Below are 18,722 nucleotides of genomic sequence, written 5' to 3'. Positions count from 1 at the left end.
TGCTCACAGTGTCGGCGGCCGGCCGGTCATGGACCCGGCTCACAGAGTGCGCAGCAGCACCGCCGGCTGTTCCACGCAGTCCGCCACGTAGCGCAGGAATCCGCCCGCCGTGCCGCCGTCGCACACCCGGTGGTCGAAGGTGAGCGAGAGCTGCACGACCTGCCGCACCGCCAGCTCGCCCTCGTGCACCCAGGGCTTGGGGACGATCCGGCCGACGCCGAGCATGGCCGCCTCGGGGTGGTTGATGATCGGCGTCGAGCCGTCCACGCCGAACACTCCATAGTTGTTCAACGTGAAGGTTCCGCCGGTGAGTTCACCGGGGGTGAGCGTGCCGGCCCGCGCTGCCTCGGTCAGCCGGGCGAACTCCGCGGTGAGCGATTCGGCGTCCCGCGCGTGCGCGTCGCGCACCACGGGGACGACGAGTCCCCGTTCGGTCTGTGCGGCGAACCCGAGGTGCACCTGGTCGAGCCGGACGATCTCCCGGGCCTCCATGTCCACGGTGGAGTTCAGCTCGGGGAAACGGGCGAGCGCGGCGGTGCAGATGCGGGCCAGCAGCGCGAGCAGGGAGATCTTGGGGCCTCCCGCCGCGTTCACGGCCGTCCGTGCGCGCATCAGTTCCGTGGCGTCGGCATCCACCCAGCAGGTCGCGTCGGGGATCTCACGCCGGCTCCGGGAGAGCTTGTCGGCGACGGTCCCGCGGACGCCCTTGAGGGGGATCCGGGTGCCGGCGGCGGTCGCCGCGGGCCTCGGCGCGAGCGAGCCCGGCGTGGATCCGGCGGAAACCGCGGGGGCGGCCGCAACCGCCGTGGTCCTCGTCGCGCCGCCCTGGGCGGCGGCGGCCCGCAGGGCGTCCTCCACGTCCGCCCGCAGGATCAGCCCGTCCGGCCCGGAACCCTTCAGCCGCCGCAGATCGACGCCGTTGTCGCGGGCGAGCCTGCGGACGAGCGGGGAGATCACCTGGACGGGCCCGTCGAGATACCGGGGGACGTCCGCACGGTGGCCGCGCGTCGAAGCCGCCGAGGCCGGGGCGGAGGCGGCCGGGGCGGCCGGGGCCGTGTTCCCGGCCGGGGACGCCGCTGCCGGTGCGGCGGGCGCCGGTCCGGCGGCGGACGGAACCGGAGCCGGGCCTTCGACGGCATCGACCGTACGCGGGAGCCCGTCCGTGGGGCGGGTGCCCGGCCGGGGCGGCCGAACCCGGCGGCGCCGGGCAGGAGCCGCCGACGTCCCGTAGCCGACCAGCACGTTCCCCGAGGATTCGTCGCCCTCTTCCGCGGGGGCACCCACGGCGACCGTCAACAGCGGTGCGCCGACGGGAAGTTCCGTGCCCTCCTCGCCGTAGCGGGCCGTGACCACGCCCCCGTAGGGGCAGGGCACCTCGACCATCGCCTTGGCCGTCTCGACCTCGACGACGGGCTGGTCGACCGTGACGACGTCCCCGACCTGCACCAGCCAGCGGACGATCTCCGCCTCGGTCAGTCCCTCCCCGAGGTCCGGCAGCCTGAACTCGAGCACCTGTGCCATCAGCTCTCCGCCTCCCACTGCAGGCGCCCCACGGCGTCCAGGATCCGGTCGACGCCCGGCAGATGGTGGCGCTCCAGCATGGGCGGCGGGTAGGGGATGTCGAATCCGGCCACCCGCAGCACCGGCGCCTCCAGATGGTGGAAGCAGCGCTCGGTCACCCGCGCGGCGATCTCCCCGCCGGGACCGCCGAAGCCGGTCGACTCGTGCACCACCACGGCCCGGCCCGTACGGCGCACGGACGCGGTGACCGTCTCGTCGTCGAACGGCACCAGGGAGCGCAGATCGACGACTTCGAGGTCCCAGCCTTCGGCGCGGGCCGCCTCGGCCGCCTCCAGACAGACGGGCACCGACGGCCCGTAGGTGATGAGCGTCGCACTGCGGCCCGTACGACGCACCACCGCACGGCCCATCGGTGCCACGGCCTCGGGCTCGTCCGGGTTCCAGGAGTCCTTCGACCAGTACAGGCGCTTGGGCTCGAGGAAGACGACCGGGTCGTCGGAGGCGATGGCGGCACGCAGCAGTCCGTAGGCGTCCGCGACCGTGGCGGGCGTGACGACATGGAGACCCGGCGTCGCCATGTAGTAGGCCTCGGACGAATCGCTGTGGTGCTCGACGCCGCCGATGCCTCCTCCGTAGGGGACCCGGATCGTCAGGGGCAGCGGCATGGCGCCGCGGGTCCGGTTGCGCATGCGCGAGACATGGCTGATCAGCTGCTCGAACGCGGGGTAGGCGAAGGCGTCGAACTGCATTTCCACGACCGGCCTGAGGCCGTACATCGCCATGCCGACGGCCGTGCCGAGGATGCCGGCCTCGGCGAGCGGAGTGTCCGTGCAGCGGTTGTCGCCGAACTCCTTGGCGAGCCCGTCCGTGACCCGGAAGACACCGCCGAGCGTACCGACGTCCTCGCCCATGACGTGCACGGACGGGTCGGCGGCCATGGCGTCGCGCATCGCGCGCGTGAGGGCCTGCGCCATGGTGGCCGGTTTGAGGGCAACGGTCGTCATCGCCCGGCTCCTTCCGGCCCGGCCGCCTCGGCGTCCAGCTCCGCCCGCAACTGCGCCTGCTGTTCGATGAGTTGGGTGGTGGGCTGGGCATACACGTGGGCGAAGAGGTCCATGGGGTCGAGCGCCGGGTCCTGGTTCATGCGTGCCCGCAGGTCGGCCGCCAGGGCCTCGGCGTCCTCACGGGCGGCCCGTATCCCGTCCTCCTCGAGGAGACCGCGCTGCGTCAACTCCCGCTCGAGCAGCGCGATCGGGTCGTGCGCCTGCCAGGCCTCGACCTCGGCGTCGCCGCGGTACCGGGTCGCGTCGTCGGCGTTCGTGTGGGCGTCGATGCGGTACGTCACCGCCTCGACGAGGGTGGGTCCGCCACCCGCGCGCGCGTGCCGTACGGCCTCGTCGAGGACCTCGTGCACGGCGGCGGCGTCGTTTCCGTCGACCAGGCGGCCCGGCATGCCGTAGCCGACGGCCTTGTGCGCCAGGGAGGGCGCCGCGGTCTGCTTGGCGAGCGGGACGGAGATCGCGAAGCCGTTGTTCTGGACCAGGAAGACGACCGGCGCCTGCCACACCGCGGCGAAGTTCATGGCCTCGTGGAAGTCGCCCTCGCTGGTGCCGCCGTCGCCGACCATGGCGAGGGCGACCACGTCGTCGCCCTTCAGACGCGCGGCGTGCGCCAGTCCCACGGCGTGCGGCAGCTGGGTGGCCAGCGGGGTGCACAGGGGTGCCACCCGGTGTTCGTACGGGTCGTAGCCGGTGTGCCAGTCGCCGCGCAGCAGGGTGAGGGCCTCGACGGGGTCGACGCCGCGGGCGACGGCCGCGAGCGTGTCGCGGTAGCTGGGGAAGAGCCAGTCGCGCTCCTCCAGTACGAGCGCGGCGGCGACCTGGCAGGCCTCCTGCCCGGTGCTGGAGGGGTAGACGGCCAGGCGGCCCTGCTTGGTGAGCGCCGTCGCCTGCGCGTTGTACCGGCGGCCGCGCACCAGCTGGGCGTACAGCCGGCGCAGGAGCTCCGGGTCGGCCTTGGCGGCCGTCTCGGTGCCGAGGACTCGGTACGGCAGTGCGTCGGGCAGCAGCGGAGCGGGATCCGTACGGGGCTGCCAGGCGGGCGGCGGAGTCGGCCGGTAGGCACCCCGCTGCTCCATGACCGTCATGACGGCACCTCCTCGTGGGAGCGGCTTCAGGCGCGCCACGGGAGTGATGCGCCTCACCTACCGATTGTTCGGTCGTTGGCACATTTTGGCTACAGGCCCCTTCAGGCTGTGGACAAACGGTTCTCCACAACTTGAGATGGACGCAGTATGTCCATGGTAGAGAGGCGGGGGCGCATGGCACCTGAACAAATGGCCGAGCCGCCGGAGCACGGCCCCATACTGCCGCACCCACGCCCCCTGGACGCCATCGACCGGGACATCCTCCAGATACTCCAATCGGACGGCCGCGCCTCCATACGGTCGGTCGCCGAACGGGTCCACGTCTCACGCGCCAACGCCTACGCACGGATCAACCGGCTCATCGAGGACGGCGTGATCCGCGGCTTCGGCGCCCGGGTGAATCACGAACGAGCCGGTCAGGGCACATCGGCGTACATCACCCTGAAAATCGTCCAGAACTCCTGGCGCACGGTCCGCGAGCAGCTGCGCATGCTCCCCGGCGCCTCGCACATCGCCTTGGTGGGCGGTGACTTCGACGTGCTGCTCCTGGTCCACACGCCCGACAACAGGGCACTGCGCGAACTGGTCCTCACCCGGCTCCAGGCGATCCCCGAAGTGCTCAGCACACGCACCCTGCTGGTGTTCGAGGAGGAGGACCTGGAGCCGGAGGGCTGACCAGGGCGGGCCGGGCGTGAGCCGGGGGCCGAACGGCTCGGCAGCGGCCCGGGCAGGCTCCTCAGTGGTCGGTGCGCAGCCCCGAGAAGGCCAACTGGACGACCGCGTCGGCAACTTCACGCTCGCCCATGCCGCGGCCGTCGGGCCGGTACCACTCCACGATCGAGTTGATCATCCCGAAGACCAGCCGTGTCGCGAGCCGCACCTCCACATCGCCGCGCACGTCCCCGTCGGCGGCGGCGGCCTTGAGCAGCTCGGCCACCTGATGGTCGAACTCGCGGCGCCGCTCCAGAGCCCACCGCTCGGTGTCGGTGTTGCCGCGCACCCGCAGCAGCAGCGTCACGTACGGCAGCTCGGTGGTGAGCACCTCGACCATGCGCCGTACGACGTACTCCAGCCGTTCCACGGAACGGCCCACGCGCGCGTGGTCCTCCTCGAGGATCCCGAAGAGCCCGTCCAGCGCACGGCTGACGGCCCGGCGCAGCAGCTCCTCCTTGCCCGCGACGTGGTGGTAGATGGACGACTTCGAGATACCGGCGGCCTTGGAGAGGTGCTCCATGGACGTGCCGTCGTAGCCGCGCTCGTTGAAGACCTGTACGGCGACGGAGAGCAGGCTCTCCGGGGTGTACGTGTCGCGCTTGGCCGTGCTCATGAGGTGCCCTCCCGCCTCTCCGAGGCGTACGCGTGTCGGTAGAGCGCGAGGGACGGGGCGTACCGTCCGGAAGGGTCGCGCATGTGCAGGTCGTCCAGAAGGTCGTAGGCCCAGCTGCGGCCGAGCCTGCGGCTCCACTCGAAGGGCCCGAGGGGGTAGTTGACGCCGAGGCGCATCGCGGTGTCGATGTCCTCCTCGGTGGCCACGCCCTTGGCTGCGGCGTCGTGCGCCAGGTCGACGATCCGGGCCACCGTCCGCGCGACGATCATGCCGGGCACGTCCCCGATGACGCTGACGTCCTTGCCGAGCGCCTGGAAGAGCCCAGTGGCCTCGGCGAGGGTCGCCGGCGAGGTGTCCTGGGAGGCGGACAGGGCGATGCGGGTCGCCCTGCGGTAGTCGAGCGCCAGGTCGAAGTAGACGACGTCGCGGAACTCGACGGAGGTCTGCCCGTCCGCCAGGGCCAGCTGCCCGCCGCTGGGCAGCACCATGCGGGTGCCGTGGTCCTCGTCGTCCTCGCGGACACCGATGCCCGCCTCTCGGATCAGGGCGAGCAGTTCGGAGGCGGGGCCCAGATCGCCCTCGGCGACGACATAGGCGGGGGCCTGCGCCTTCTCCGCGGTGTGCGGCTCCGGCCGCTCGGCGCCGTCCCCGTAGACGTACCAGCCCTGTCCGGCCTTGCGGCCGAGCCGGCCGGACTCCACCAGCCGCCGCTGGGCGAGCGAGGGCGTGAAACGCACGTCCTGGAAGAAGGACTCCCACACGGAGCGGGTGACGGATTCGTTGACGTCCTGCCCGATGAGGTCGGTCAGTTCGAACGCGCCCATCCGGAAGCCGCCCGACTCGCGCAGGACGGCGTCGATGGTGGCAGCGTCGGCGGCCTGCGCCTCGTACACCGCGAAGGCCTCGGCGTAGAAGGGCCGGGCGATGCGGTTGACGATGAAGCCCGGGGTGTCCGCGCAGGCGACCGGTGTCTTGCCCCAGGCGCGGGCCGTCTCGTACGCGCGCGTGGCCGACGTGACGTCGGTGGCGAACCCGGAGACGACCTCCACCAGCGGCATCAGCGGCGCGGGGTTGAAGAAGTGCAGGCCTACGAAACGGCCCGGGTTGCGCAGGGCGCCGCCGACGGCGGTCACCGACAGGGACGAGGTGTTGGTGGCGAGCAGGCAGTCGTCGCCGACGACCGACTCCAGCTCCCGGAACAGCTGCTGCTTGACCTCGAGCCGCTCCAGGACCGCCTCCACGACGAGCCCGCAGTCCGCCAGCTCGGCCAGGCTCTCCGCGGGAAGGAGGCGGGCGCGGGCCGTGTCCCGCTCGGCCGCGGTGAGCCGGTCCTTGTCGACGAGCCGGTCGAGGCGGGCGCCGATCGCCGCGGCCGCCTCGCGGGCGCGTCCCGGGACGGCGTCGTACAGCCGCACGGCGTGGCCCGCGACCAGCGCGACCTGGGCGATGCCCTGGCCCATGGTGCCGGTTCCCACGACGGCCACAGGGCTGCTGAGGTCGAGTGCTGTCATGTGCGCGATCCTCCCGCACCAGGTTTTCCACAGATACGGCAGGCCCCCTTGTACCGACCGATCGTTCGGTTACTCTAACTCTGTCCGCCTGTTTCTGCCCAGGTCATGAACTCGACGAAGAGTTCTCGAGACGAGGAGTTGGTCCCGCATGGCCGCCGAACTCACCGCGCACCAGCTGATCGCCCAGCACCGGCCCACCCTCGACCAGGCGCTGGAGGCCATCCGCACACGCGCGTACTGGTCCCCGCACCCCGAGCACCCCAAGGCGTACGGGGAGCACGGCAGCCTGGACGCCGCGGCGGGCAAGGCCGCCTTCGACGCGCTCCTCGGCACCCGTCTGGACCTCGGCCAGCCGGGCACGGACGACTGGACGGGCGGCGAGCTCTCGCCGTACGGGATCGAGCTGGGCATCACCTACCCCCACGCGGACATCGACGTCCTGCTGCCCGCCATGCGCGCCGGCCAGCGAGCGTGGCGCGACGCGGGCGCGGAGATCCGCGCCGTCGTGTGTCTGGAGATCCTCAAGCGCATCAGCGACCGTACGCACGAGTTCGCGCACGCGGTCATGCACACCAGCGGCCAGGCCTTCATGATGGCGTTCCAGGCGGGCGGCCCGCACGCCCAGGACCGCGGCCTGGAGGCGGTGGCGTACGCGTACGTGGAGCAGGTCCGCACGCCGGAGACCGCGGAGTGGACCAAGCCCCAGGGCAAGCGTGACCCGCTGGTCCTCACCAAGACCTTTGTGCCCGTCCCGCGCGGCGTCGCGCTGGTCATCGGCTGCAACACCTTCCCGACGTGGAACGGCTATCCGGGCCTGTTCGCGTCCCTGGCCACCGGCAACGCGGTCCTCGTGAAGCCGCACCCGCGCGCGGTGCTGCCGCTCGCGCTCACCGTGCAGGTGGCCCGCGAGGTGCTGGCCGATGCGGGCTTCGACCCGAACCTGGTGGCGCTGGCCGCGGAGCGCCCGGGCGAGGGCATCGCCAAGACACTCGCGGTGCGCCCGGAGATCCGTGTCATCGACTACACGGGCTCCACGGCGTTCGGCGACTGGCTGGAGACCAACGCCCGCCAGGCGGAGGTCTACACGGAGAAGGCCGGCGTCAACACGGTGATCGTCGAGTCGACGGACAACTACAAGGGGATGCTGTCGAACCTGGCGTTCTCCCTGTCGCTGTACAGCGGGCAGATGTGCACCACCCCGCAGAACCTGCTGATCCCACGGGACGGCATCACCACCGACGAGGGCCCGAAGTCGTACGACGAGGTGGTCGCGGATCTCGCGCGCTCGGTCGACGGCCTCCTGGGGGACGACGCGCGCGCGAACGCGCTGCTCGGCGCGATCGTGAACCCGGACGTCAAGGCCCGTCTGGAGGCGGCGGCCGGGCTCGGCGAGGTCGCGCTGCCCTCCCGGGAGATCACCAACCCGGAGTTCCCCAAGGCGGTCGTGCGGACACCGGTGATCGTGAAGCTCGACGGCGCCAAGCCGGACGCGGAGGCCGCCTACATGAGCGAGTGCTTCGGCCCGGTGTCCTTCGCCGTCGCGGTCGACTCGGCGGCGGATGCGGTCGAGCTGCTGCGCCGGACCGTCCGGGAGAAGGGCGCGATGACCGTCGGCGCGTACACCACCTCGGAGGAGGTCGGGCAGGCCGTGGAGGAGGCCTGCCTGGAGGAGTGCGCGCAGTTGTCCCTCAACCTGACCGGCGGGGTGTACGTCAACCAGACGGCCGCCTTCTCCGACTTCCACGGCTCGGGCGGCAACGCGGCGGCCAACGCGACCCTGTGCGACGGGGCGTTCGTGGCGAACCGCTTCCGGGTGGTGGAGGTCCGCCGGGAGGCGTAGCGGCCGTTCAGGCGGATGCACCCCCGGTGGCGCTCCAGTGGTACAGCGTCATGGCCACACTGGTGGCCAGGTTGTAGCTGGAGACCTGGGGGCGCATCGGCAGGGACACCAGGTGGTCGGTGCGCGAGCGCAGTTCGGCCGACAGTCCGGTGCGCTCCGAGCCGAACGCGAGCACGGCGTCGTCCGGCAGCTTCAGGGCACGGATGTCGTCGCCCTCCGGGTCCAGCGCGAAGACCGGGCCCGGCGGCAGCTCGGCCACGGACAGCCGCTCCACGGCGGTCGCGAAGTGTAGCCCGGCCCCGCCCCGCACGACCGTGGGATGCCAGGGGTCGAGCGTGCCGGTCGTCACCACACCGGTGACGCCGAAGCCGGCCGCGAGCCGGATCACCGCCCCCGCGTTGCCCAGGTTCCGCGGGTTGTCGAGGACGACGACGGGGGCGCTGCGGGGCGTGCGCCGAAGCGTCTCGAGATTGGCCTCGCGCGAGGGGCGTACGGCGAGGGCCGCGACCGCGGTGGGATGCGGGCGTGGCACGAGGGCCCGGTAGGTGTCCTCGGAGACCTCCGTCAGGAGCGCCTCCAGCACGTCCCGCACATCGGGCGCCAGCTCGTCGGCCAGGTCGAGCGCCGCACGCCGGCCGGTGGTGACGGCGATCGGCACGTGCGCGTGGAAGCGCAGCGCGTGCTTGAGCGCATGGAAGCCGTCGAGGAGGACGGAGGCGTCGGCGAGCCGGCGCCAGGTACCCAGCGGATCGGCGGTGCTGCGGTGGGGGGCCGTCATGCCGTGCAGCCTACGTGCGCCGCAGGCCGCCGGCGTCCGGGCGGCCCGGGCGGAGTCCGGGCCGGGCCGTTGTGCGGCTCACTTGCGCGGCTCACACCGTCGGACTCGCCTCCGGCGCCTCGGCCGGCTCCTCGGTGGGCGGCCGGGGCCTGCGCGGGCCGGGCAGCGGAATCCGGGCGCCGGATGTCGCGACCCGTCCCCGAGCGCGTGCCGCCCATCCGCCGAGCCGCCGCAGGAAGGACGTCGGCAGGAACACGGCGTCGGCGGCGATCATCGCGAGCGAGAAGAACGGCAGCCCGAGCACCACGGCGATCATCGCGTGCTCGGTCATCATGGCCGCCAGCAGGACGTTCTTCACTCGCCGGTTGAGCAGCGTGAACGGGAACGCGACCTGCGTGGCGACCGTCCCGTACGTCACCAGGAGCACGATCACACCGTGCGCGGACAGCAGATCGGACAGGGCGGGCCACGGCGAGAAGTAGTCGAGATGGAGCGGGTAGTAGACCGCGGTGCCGTCCTGCCAGCGCGACCCCTGGATCTTGTACCAGCCGGCGGTCGAGTAGATCAGACACGCCTCCGCCATGATGACCAGCAGGGCGGCGTTGTGGACGAGGTTGGCGACGACGTCCAGCAGCATGCGCGGCTCCGCGTGCGGGGCACGCCGGACGACGTACCACCACAGAGCCTGCACGGCCCACAGACCCCACAGGGCGAGCCAGGCACCGCTGATCCGGCCCGCGCCCGTCGCCACGGCCAGCGCGAGGCCGAGCACGACCCACAGAACGGGGCCCGCCCGGTCGGGCCGCGGCTGCCGGCCACGCGCGCGTGCCGCACGGGCGCGCCGGGCCCGCCGCTCGTCCAGCGACCACACCTGCCCGCAGCGCGTGAACACCAGATAGATCGCCATCAGATGGATGACGTTGTCACCGCCGTCGCCCATGAAGACGCTGCGGTTCTGCAGCGACAGCACACCCACCATGAACAGCACCGACATGGTGCGGGTGCGCCAGCCGACCAGCAGCAGGGCGCCGGACAGCACGGCGAGGGCGTACACGCTCTCGAACCACGCCTGACTGTCGGACCACATCAGGACGGTGAAGGCGTGGTTGTCCGCGGTCAGCTGCCGGGCCAGGTCCCAGCTCCAGGGGCCATCGGGCCCGTACAGCTCCTGGCGATGCGGAAGCTCACGCAGCAGGAACAGCAGCCAGGTGGCGGCGAAGCCGATGCGGACGGCCGCGGTCTGGTACGGGCCGAGGGCCGAGCCGGTGACGCGGGCGATCCCGCGCGAGACACCCGCGGCGAAGCGCTTCATCGGGCGCTCACCCCCGCCCGCTCGCCGTCCGACAGCGGCCACCAGGACAGCCGGCGGTACATGGGCGCCGTGCTGACCTGCTCGTCGCTCCACTTGGGGGGCGGCACGTTGGTGGTGCGGATGCGGACCTGGACGCGTTCGGCGGTCTCGCCGGGCCGGGCGGCGTGCTCGCGGCCGAGGCGCAGCGCGACGACCCGGCGGAGATAGTCCTCGGACAGGGCGCCGCGCAGGCCCGTGGGACGGTTCTCGCCGTCGTGCGAGGCGACGTAGAAGTCCCAGGCGCGGCGCAGCTCGTTCTGCTGGGTGTGGCTCGGCAGCAGGTTGCCGTCGATGGCGGCACCGTCGAGCGCGGACAGGTCGTACCAGCCGGTCGTCCGTGCGGCGCCGTCGCCGGTGCGCAGTTCGGCACGTGCCTGGACGTCGATGTTCTGCTGCAACGGGTTGGGCGCGAAGAGCTTCCAGTTCTGCTCGAACTCGGGGTAGATCCAGTGGTCGATCGCCTTGCCGTGCTCCTTCGTGACCACGTTCGCGGGCGCGACGTGCAGGAACACCAAGCCCAGGTGCACACAGGCGGCGACGGTGACGACCGCGAGGGCCAGCGCGGCGGGGATCTGGTAGCGGCGGGAGAGGGCGGCGATGCCGGTGCGCGGGGCCGCCGGGTCCGAAGCGGGCCCCTCCGCTTCCCGTGCCCCCGTGGTCTCCTTCGGGCCCGGATCGCCGGGTACGTCGCGGGCGGCGCCGGCCCGGCGGGCGGACACCGGGTCACCGAAGTCGCCCGGCTGTTCGAGCCGGGCGCCCGGTCCCTCGTCGTACGCGTCCATTCCGCCCCGTCTCCCGAGCTGCCGTGTGCCCGCGGTGCCGTCCCAGGCCGCAGGTGCTGTCCGGCGACCGTCTCCGCCGTGGGCCGAACGGACCGCACCACCCGTTCGCAGCACTCCACGGCGTTCGCACGGAACGGTACCCAGGCCCGCCCGCCCCGCACAGCGCATTGGGCACAGCGGCCGGACGGCTGCCCGGAGGTCGTCCACAGCGGTTGACACCCTACGGCGCCGCGTCCCACCATTGAATCGACACGACCGAACGATCGGTCGGGCAAGGTGAGTGGTCGAGGGGGATCGCATGGCGACAGCAGCAGCGCACCGGCCGGCCCGCGCGGACGGCACGGCACACATGGACACAGCGGCCTACGAGGCTGTCTTCGACGCCGCCGTCGCGGCCGAGGAGCGCATCGAGCCGCGCGACTGGATGCCCGACGCCTACCGCGCCACCCTGGTCCGGCAGATCGCCCAGCACGCGCACTCCGAGATCATCGGCATGCAGCCGGAGGCCAACTGGATCACACGCGCGCCCTCCCTGCGCCGCAAGGCGATCCTGATGGCCAAGGTCCAGGACGAAGCAGGCCACGGGCTGTACCTGTACAGCGCGGCGGAAACGCTCGGCACCAGCCGCGACGAACTGCTCGACAAGCTCCACACCGGCCGCCAGAAGTACTCCTCGATCTTCAACTATCCCACGCTGACCTGGGCGGACGTCGGTGCCATCGGCTGGCTGGTGGACGGCGCCGCGATCACCAACCAGGTCCCCCTGTGCCGCTGCTCCTACGGCCCCTACGCCCGCGCGATGGTCCGCATCTGCAAGGAGGAGTCCTTCCACCAGCGCCAGGGCTACGAGCTTCTGATGACCCTCAGCCACGGCACCCCGGAGCAGCACGCGATGGCGCAGGACGCGGTGGACCGCTGGTGGTGGCCGTCCCTGATGATGTTCGGCCCGCCCGACGACGAGTCCGCGCACTCCGCGCAGTCCATGGCCTGGAAGATCAAGCGGCACTCGAACGACGAGCTGCGCCAGCGCTTCGTGGACATCTGCGTCCCTCAGGCCGAGTCCCTGGGCCTCACCCTCCCCGACCCGGACCTCATATGGAACGAGGAACGCGGGCACTACGACTTCGGCGCCATCGACTGGACCGAGTTCTGGGACGTCCTCAAGGGCAACGGCCCCTGCAACGAGCAGCGGCTGACCCAGCGCAGGCGAGCCCACGACGACGGCGCCTGGGTACGGGAAGCGGCCGCGGCGTACGCGGCGAAGCACAACGCGACAGGTACGGCCGACACATCCGCGCGGACGGCAGGCGGACCGTCGGCAGACCAGACCGACGAGAACGGAAAGGCGTGACCATGACGACCGAAGAGTGGCCGCTGTGGGAGGTCTTCGTGCGCTCACGCCGAGGGCTCTCGCACACCCACGCCGGCAGCCTTCACGCCCCCGACGCCGAGCTGGCCCTGCGCAACGCACGTGACCTTTACACGCGGCGCGGCGAGGGAGTCTCGATCTGGGTCGTGCCGTCCGCCGCGATCACCGCGTCCTCGCCGGACGAGAAGGACCCCTTCTTCGAACCCGCCGCCGACAAGCCCTACCGGCACCCCACGTTCTACGACATCCCGGAAGGGGTGAAGCACCTGTGACCGCCACCGTACACACCGCGGCCGCCCTGGCCCTCGGCGACGACGCCCTGGTGCTCTCCCACCGCCTGGGGGAGTGGGCGGGCCACGCGCCCGTGCTTGAAGAGGACGTGGCGCTCGCCAACATCGCCCTGGATCTGCTCGGCCAGGCCCGGGTGCTGCTGTCCATGGTCGGCGACGAGGACGAACTGGCCTACCTGCGCGAAGAGCGCGCCTTCCGCAATCTGCAACTGGTGGAACAGCCCAACGGCGACTTCGCGCACACCATCGCCCGCCAGCTCTACTTCTCCACCTACCAGCGGCTTCTGTACACGCACCTCGCCGCCACGGACGGCCGGTTCGCGGGCCTCGCCGCCAAGGCGGTCAAGGAGGTCGCCTACCACCAGGACCACGCCGAACAGTGGACACTGCGGCTCGGCGACGGCACGGACGTCAGCCACGAGCGGATGCAGCGCGCGTGCCGGACGCTGTGGCGATTCACAGGAGAGATGTTCCAGCCGGTCGAGGGCCTGGACATCGACTGGACGGGCATGAAGACGGCCTGGCTGGAATCGGTGGGTGACGTACTGCGCCGCGCCACCCTGGACCTGCCCGAAGGACCCCAGACCGGGGCGTGGACCGCGGGCGCCGGCCGGCAGGGCCTGCACACCGAATCCTTCGGGCGGATGCTCGCCGAAATGCAGCATCTGCACCGCAGCCACCCGGGGGCGTCATGGTGACGGCCACAGCCCTCGAAGAGGAACTGCGCCGGCTCGCCGGATCGGTCCCCGACCCCGAGCTGCCCGTGCTCACCCTGGAGGAACTGGGCGTCCTGCGGGCCGTCCACCTGCACGGCCCGGACACGGTTGAGGTCGAACTCACCCCCACCTACACGGGATGCCCCGCGATCGAAGCGATGGCCCTGGACATAGAGCGCGTGCTGCACGAACACGGCGTGCCCCAGGTCGTGGTGCGCACCGTGCTCAGCCCGGCCTGGTCGACGGACGACATCTCCGACGAAGGCCGCCGCAAACTCAGGGAGTTCGGGATCGCACCGCCCCGCGTACGGCCGGCATCCGGACCCGTGTCACTGGAACTCGCTCCCACACGCACGGCCGCGGGCTCCCGAGACGCCGGCACCGCACCCCCGGCCACCGGCTCCCCCGGACCGGAAGAGCCCGTGCGCTGCCCGCTCTGCGGATCCGCCGAGACCGAGCTGCTCAGCCGCTTCTCGTCCACCGCCTGCAAGGCACTGCGCCGCTGTCTCGCCTGCCGTGAGCCCTTCGACCACTTCAAGGAGCTGTGATGGCCCGGTTCCACCCGCTCCTCGTGACCGCCGTCGACCGGCTCACCGACGACTCCGTCGCACTGACCTTCGCAGTACCGCCCGCACTGCGCGAGGAGTACCGGCACGCACCGGGCCAGCACCTGGCCCTTCGCCGCACCGTCGACGGCACGGAGGTACGGCGCACCTACTCGATCTGCTCCCCCGCACCGGCCCCGGACGGCGAGGGTCCGCACACACTGCGCGTCGGAGTCCGGCTCGTGGACGGAGGCGCCTTCTCCGCCTACGCGCTCAAGGAGATCGCCGTCGGCGACGAACTGGACGTGATGACCCCGGCGGGACGGTTCACGCTGGAGCCCGCGCCCGGGCTGTACGCGGCGATCGTCGGCGGCAGCGGAATCACCCCTGTCCTGTCCATCGCGGCCACACTGCTGGAGCGCGAGCCGCGCGCCCGGTTCTGCCTCGTACGCAGCGACCGCACGTCCGCCTCGACGATGTTCCTGGAGGAGGTCGCCGACCTGAAGGACCGCTACCCCGAGCGATTCCAGCTGGTCACGGTGCTCTCCCGGGAGGAACAGCAGGCGGGGCTGCCGACCGGCCGGCTCGACGGCGAGCGGCTGTCCGGACTGCTGCCCGCGCTGCTTCCGGTGGACGAGGTCGCGGGCTGGTTCCTGTGCGGACCGTTCGGACTGGTGCAGTCGGCGGAGCGAGCGCTGCGCGGGCTCAAGGTGCCACGGGCCCGTATCCACGAGGAGATCTTCCATGTGGACGCAGGCGCCGCCGTCACGCCGTCCGCACCCGCTCCCGCGCACAGCACGGTGACCGCGCGGCTCGACGGACGCGGCGGGACCTGGCCGGTCCACGACGGCGAATCGCTGCTGGAGACGGTGCTGCGCAACCGCCCCGACGCCCCCTACGCCTGCAAGGGCGGAGTGTGCGGGACCTGCCGGGCCTTTCTGGTCTCGGGCGAGGTGCGCATGGACCGCAACTTCGCGCTGGAACCGGAGGAGACGGACGCGGGATATGTGCTGGCGTGCCAGTCCCACCCGGTCACGGAGAAGGTGGAGCTGGACTTCGACCGGTGAACGGCGCCCCCCGCCGGCACGTCACCGGCCCCCTCGCCGCCCGAGGTGCCCCGGACCGTTCCCTCCCCGTTCCCTTCTTATAGAACCTGTTCTATCTTGACGCTCCGTCAGATCACCGGAGCCGCCGGGAGGACAGGCCGTGGACTTCACCTTCAGCGAGGAGCAGCAGGCGGCGCTCGAGGCGGCGAAGGCCCTCTTCGCCGGGGCCGCACCGGACAAAGTGCCCAGTCCCGCGCTGGCCCCGGGCGCCGTCGCCGACGACTTCGACCGAACACTGTGGGCACGGCTCGCGGACGCGGACCTGCTCAGCCTGCTGCTCGACCCCGAGTACGGCGGCGCCGGCCTCGACCCCATCGCCTTCTGCCTGGTATTACGGGAGTCCGCGAAGGCACTGGCACGCATACCCCTGCTGGAGAACACGGCCGCGGCCACCGCCCTCCAAGCCCACGGCAGCACCGAGGCGAAGGAGGAACTGCTCGCACGGACGGGCCGCGGGGAACTGGTCCTGACCGTCGCCGCCCACGGCCGGACCGGCCACGACCCGGCCGAACTCGCGGTGGCCGCCCGCAAGGAACCGGACGGCACCTGGCTGCTGGACGGCATCCAGACCGCGGTGCCCTGGGCACACACCGCCGACATCATCCTCGTACCGGCACACACCCACGACTCGGGCCGCACCGTCCTCGCCCTCGTACCGCGGGACCACGACGGCCTCGTACTCACCGAACAGGTCTCCACGACCGGCGAACGGCTCGCGGAACTGCGCCTGGACTCGGCACGCATCGCCGCACCGCACCTGCTCGAGGCCGACGGGGCCTGGGAAGAGCTCCGGCTGCTCCTCACCACCGGGACCTGTGCACTCGCCCTCGGACTCGGCGAGAAGGTGCTGGAGATGACCGCCGAGTACACCGGCAGACGAGAACAGTTCGGCCACCCCATCGCCACATTCCAGGCGGTCGCCGTACAGGCCGCCGACCGGTACATCGACCTGCGCGCCATGGAGGCCACGCTCTGGCAGGCGGCATGGCGCATCAGCTCCGGCTCACCCGGCGCCCTGCCCGCCGCCGGGGACGTGGCAGCCGCGAAGATCTGGGCATCTGAGGGCGTACGGCGAGTCGTGCAGACCGCGCAACACCTGCACGGAGGGTTCGGCGCCGACACCGACTACTGCCTGCACCGCTACCACGCCTGGGCCAAGCACCTGGAACTCTCACTCGGCCCCGCGGCGGCACACGAGGACGCCCTGGGCAACCTGCTGGCGGCGCACCCACTCGGATGATCGGCACACAAGCCCGCTCCGGGCCCCCAGTCCACCCCAGGAACTAGAGCACGAAGCCCGGCCCACCCTTGGCATCCACGACGGGGCGCCCCTCGGCGGCCCAGACCTGCATGCCACCGTCGACGTTCACCGCGTCGACACCCTGCTGCGCCAGATACATCGCCACCTGAGCCGAGCGGCCACCCGAGCGGCAGATCACATGCACCCGGGCGTCCTGCGGCGCCGCCTGGGTGAACTCGCCGTACCGGGCGACGAACTCGCTGATGGGGATGTGCAGCGCCCCTGCGGCGTGACCCGCCTGCCACTCGTCGTCCTCACGGACGTCCAGCAGGAAATCGCCGTCCTTGAGGTCCGCGACCTCGACCGTTGGCACACCAGCTCCGAAATGCATACCCCCGACGCTACCCGACGGACGCACGAACCAGCCTCGGCCCCGACCTCCCGGAGCCGTACCCGGCGGGTCAGCCGCGCAGCGCCTCCAGCTCGGCTTCCTTCTCCGCGACCTGGGCAAGCAGCTGCTCGGCGATCTCGTTCAGAAGAGTGTCCGGGTCGTCGGGAGCGAGCCGCAGCATCGAGCCGATCGCGCTCTCCTCCAGCTCCCGGGCCATGAGCGTAAGCAGATCCTTACGCTGGGCGAGCCACTCCAGCCGGGCATACAGCTCCTCGCTCCGGCTCGGCCTGCGCTCCTCGGGTACAGGCCCGGCAGCCCACTCCTCGGAGAGCTCCCGGAGCTGAGCCTCGTCACCACGTGCGTACGCCGCATTCACCCGGGCGATGAACTCGTCACGCCGCTTGCGCTCGTCCTCGTCCTGGGCCAGGTCGGGATGGGCCTTGCGGGCCAGGTCGCGGTACAGCTTGCGGGCCTCCTCACTGGGGCGCACCCGCTGCGGGGGCCGCACGGGCTGGTCCGTGAGCATCGCCTGGGCCTCCGGGAACAGCCCGTCCGAGTCCATCCAGCCGTGGAACAGTTCCTCGACACCCGGCATCGGCATCACCCGGGCGCGGGCCTCGTGAGCGCGGCGTATGTCCTCGGGATCCCCACTAAGGGCGGCCCGCGCCTCGGCGATCTCCGCCTCCAGTTCGTCGAGGCGCGTGTACATCGGCCCCAGCTTCTGGTGGTGCAGCCGCGAGAAGTTCTCCACCTCGACGCGGAAGGTCTCCACGGCGATCTCGTACTCGATCAACGCCTGCTCGGCGGCCCGCACGGCCTGCTCCAGCCGCTCTTCCGGCCGCGGCGCGGACCCGCCAACGTCCTCACCGGTTCCCGGGGCCTCACCAGGACCGGCAGGGTCCGGGCCGGTTCCCGGGGCCTCACCGGAACCGGCGGAGTCCTCGCCGGTCACAGCAGCCTCACCGGAACCGGTGCCATCCCCCTCGGTCCCCAGGGTGCCGCCGGAACCGGCGCGCTCGGCAAGCGGCTCCTCGGCACCGGACACGGACTCGCTCTGCTCGGCTTCGGGCGTCGTCACCGCACCAGCGTATGACACGCGGGGAGGGGCGCTGCGGGGTGCGGGGAGGTCCTGGGCCCTAGAGAAGATCGACGTAACGCCTGGGGGCTCCCCGCCCCCTCCCCCTTCCCCGCCCGCCCCCTCCCCCTCCGCTACCTACTTCGTGGCTCCGCGAGGGGGCCTCCGGCCTTCGGGCCCGGCATGGCTTCCCCCTCCTGTTGTTGATGACCCGGGGGGCACCGGGTAGGGCAAGCACCCACACCCAGGCCCTGCTCTTCCTCGCCCGACGCCGGGCCGATGTCCTCCTCGCCATGCTCCGCGACGGAATCTTCTATGGGCCGCAGCCCGCCAAAGCCGCCTGACCTGCATAAACTGCACTACGAGACCGGACGATCCCCGAGATGCACCGCGGCATCTGAACCAATACGCCAGTCGGCAAGGCGCCGCGGACTCACACCGTGAAGGTTGTCCATGCCCGGATCGGCACCGGCATTGACCAGCAGCGACAGCACCGCACCATCACCTCGATACGTGAACACCGCCTGCCACAAAGGCGTATTGCCCTGCTCGTCGGGGACATCCACTCCCGCACCCGCCGCCAGGAGAGAGCCGACAGCCGCGGCATCCTGCTCATCCGCCGCGAAGTGCAGCGGCGTCCACCCCCGGCGGCTCTCACGGCCCGAGCCCTGAACCTCATCCGTCATGCCAGCCATCATCACGACAGCTTGACGAAGGACCTAGGGGCACCTCCC

The 18,722-nt window shown here is 71.7% G+C and carries 19 protein-coding genes; 8 read left to right on the top strand and 11 right to left on the bottom strand.

Annotated features, from left to right (window positions below; translation table 11 throughout):
• Positions 1-39 precede the first annotated feature (39 nt).
• From ABZ876_RS05410 to pdhA, 3 genes are read right to left on the bottom strand one after another with little or no spacing between them, the layout of a single operon-like run.
• Positions 40-1,521 carry a dihydrolipoamide acetyltransferase family protein gene (locus tag ABZ876_RS05410; protein WP_361774582.1) on the bottom strand — a complete coding sequence of 494 codons (1,482 nt, stop codon included), beginning with the start codon at positions 1,519-1,521 and terminating at the stop codon, positions 40-42.
• Entirely contained in the window at positions 1,521-2,525 is a 1,005-nt protein-coding gene (locus ABZ876_RS05405; protein ID WP_361774579.1) for an alpha-ketoacid dehydrogenase subunit beta, read from the bottom strand. The genes ABZ876_RS05410 and ABZ876_RS05405 overlap by 1 nt, the downstream gene beginning before the upstream one ends.
• Positions 2,522-3,667 (bottom strand): pyruvate dehydrogenase (acetyl-transferring) E1 component subunit alpha, encoded by a 1,146-nt coding sequence (gene pdhA, locus ABZ876_RS05400; protein WP_361774576.1) that lies wholly within the window; start codon positions 3,665-3,667, stop codon positions 2,522-2,524. The genes ABZ876_RS05405 and pdhA overlap by 4 nt, the downstream gene beginning before the upstream one ends.
• Positions 3,668-3,856: 189 nt before the next feature.
• Here pdhA and ABZ876_RS05395 point away from each other — a divergent pair, with 189 nt between their 5' ends.
• Positions 3,857-4,342, top strand: coding sequence for an Lrp/AsnC family transcriptional regulator (locus tag ABZ876_RS05395; RefSeq protein ID WP_361775570.1), 486 nt, complete (start codon positions 3,857-3,859; stop codon positions 4,340-4,342).
• Positions 4,343-4,403: 61 nt separating this feature from the next.
• Here the strand turns inward: ABZ876_RS05395 and ABZ876_RS05390 are convergent, their stop codons facing one another.
• Positions 4,404-4,994 carry a TetR/AcrR family transcriptional regulator gene (locus ABZ876_RS05390; protein ID WP_361774573.1) on the bottom strand — a complete coding sequence of 197 codons (591 nt, stop codon included), beginning with the start codon at positions 4,992-4,994 and terminating at the stop codon, positions 4,404-4,406.
• Positions 4,991-6,505 (bottom strand): 3-hydroxyacyl-CoA dehydrogenase, encoded by a 1,515-nt coding sequence (locus ABZ876_RS05385; RefSeq protein ID WP_361774570.1) that lies wholly within the window; start codon positions 6,503-6,505, stop codon positions 4,991-4,993. The genes ABZ876_RS05390 and ABZ876_RS05385 overlap by 4 nt, the downstream gene beginning before the upstream one ends.
• Before the next feature lie 148 nt (positions 6,506-6,653).
• Here ABZ876_RS05385 and paaN point away from each other — a divergent pair, with 148 nt between their 5' ends.
• On the top strand, positions 6,654-8,345 hold the full coding sequence (gene paaN, locus ABZ876_RS05380) for a phenylacetic acid degradation protein PaaN (protein WP_361774567.1): 1,692 nt from the start codon (positions 6,654-6,656) through the stop codon (positions 8,343-8,345).
• Positions 8,346-8,352: 7 nt separating this feature from the next.
• Here paaN and ABZ876_RS05375 read toward each other — a convergent pair whose 3' ends face one another.
• From ABZ876_RS05375 to ABZ876_RS05365, 3 genes are all read right to left on the bottom strand, one after another.
• Complete coding sequence (locus ABZ876_RS05375; protein WP_361774565.1) at positions 8,353-9,123, bottom strand: TrmH family RNA methyltransferase; 771 nt, start codon at positions 9,121-9,123, stop codon at positions 8,353-8,355.
• 91 nt (positions 9,124-9,214) lie between these two features.
• Positions 9,215-10,435, bottom strand: a complete 1,221-nt coding sequence (locus tag ABZ876_RS05370) for an HTTM domain-containing protein (RefSeq protein WP_361774562.1) — start codon at positions 10,433-10,435, stop codon at positions 9,215-9,217.
• On the bottom strand, positions 10,432-11,256 hold the full coding sequence (locus ABZ876_RS05365; protein ID WP_361774559.1) for a DUF5819 family protein: 825 nt from the start codon (positions 11,254-11,256) through the stop codon (positions 10,432-10,434). Before ABZ876_RS05365 ends, ABZ876_RS05370 begins: the two co-directional genes overlap by 4 nt.
• Before the next feature lie 298 nt (positions 11,257-11,554).
• On the opposite strand from ABZ876_RS05365, the gene paaA reads away from it, so the two are divergent.
• From paaA to ABZ876_RS05335, 6 genes are all read left to right on the top strand, one after another.
• Positions 11,555-12,607 (top strand): 1,2-phenylacetyl-CoA epoxidase subunit PaaA, encoded by a 1,053-nt coding sequence (paaA, locus tag ABZ876_RS05360; protein ID WP_361774556.1) that lies wholly within the window; start codon positions 11,555-11,557, stop codon positions 12,605-12,607.
• Between the two features lie 2 nt (positions 12,608-12,609).
• Positions 12,610-12,897 carry a 1,2-phenylacetyl-CoA epoxidase subunit PaaB gene (gene paaB / locus ABZ876_RS05355; RefSeq protein WP_361654246.1) on the top strand — a complete coding sequence of 96 codons (288 nt, stop codon included), beginning with the start codon at positions 12,610-12,612 and terminating at the stop codon, positions 12,895-12,897.
• Complete coding sequence (gene paaC / locus ABZ876_RS05350; protein ID WP_361774553.1) at positions 12,894-13,613, top strand: 1,2-phenylacetyl-CoA epoxidase subunit PaaC; 720 nt, start codon at positions 12,894-12,896, stop codon at positions 13,611-13,613. Before paaB ends, paaC begins: the two co-directional genes overlap by 4 nt.
• Positions 13,607-14,179: a 1,2-phenylacetyl-CoA epoxidase subunit PaaD gene (gene paaD, locus ABZ876_RS05345; RefSeq protein ID WP_361774551.1), complete on the top strand. Its 573-nt coding sequence runs from the start codon at positions 13,607-13,609 to the stop codon at positions 14,177-14,179. The genes paaC and paaD overlap by 7 nt, the downstream gene beginning before the upstream one ends.
• A complete protein-coding gene (locus tag ABZ876_RS05340; protein WP_361774548.1) occupies positions 14,179-15,243 on the top strand; it encodes a 2Fe-2S iron-sulfur cluster-binding protein in 1,065 nt (354 codons plus the stop codon). Before paaD ends, ABZ876_RS05340 begins: the two co-directional genes overlap by 1 nt.
• A 139-nt stretch (positions 15,244-15,382) precedes the next feature.
• Entirely contained in the window at positions 15,383-16,522 is a 1,140-nt protein-coding gene (locus tag ABZ876_RS05335) for an acyl-CoA dehydrogenase (RefSeq protein WP_361774545.1), read from the top strand.
• A gap of 43 nt (positions 16,523-16,565) precedes the next feature.
• On the opposite strand, the gene ABZ876_RS05330 is transcribed toward ABZ876_RS05335, so the two are convergent.
• From ABZ876_RS05330 to ABZ876_RS05320, 3 genes are all read right to left on the bottom strand, one after another.
• The gene (locus tag ABZ876_RS05330; protein ID WP_361775567.1) at positions 16,566-16,895 is read right to left on the bottom strand and encodes a rhodanese-like domain-containing protein; all 330 of its coding nucleotides are present in this window, start codon (positions 16,893-16,895) and stop codon (positions 16,566-16,568) included.
• An 88-nt stretch (positions 16,896-16,983) separates the two neighbouring features.
• Positions 16,984-17,991, bottom strand: a complete 1,008-nt coding sequence (locus tag ABZ876_RS05325; RefSeq protein ID WP_361774542.1) for a J domain-containing protein — start codon at positions 17,989-17,991, stop codon at positions 16,984-16,986.
• Positions 17,992-18,347: 356 nt separating this feature from the next.
• On the bottom strand, positions 18,348-18,674 hold the full coding sequence (locus ABZ876_RS05320) for an ankyrin repeat domain-containing protein (protein WP_361774539.1): 327 nt from the start codon (positions 18,672-18,674) through the stop codon (positions 18,348-18,350).
• Between the last annotated feature and the right edge of the window lie 48 nt (positions 18,675-18,722).

The sequence above is a fragment of the Streptomyces sp. NPDC046931 genome (assembly GCF_040644655.1).
Taxonomy (GTDB): Bacteria; Actinomycetota; Actinomycetes; order Streptomycetales; family Streptomycetaceae; genus Streptomyces.
The sequence above is the reverse complement of the archived record's forward strand: the minus strand, read 5'-3'. Positions and strand labels throughout refer to the sequence as shown.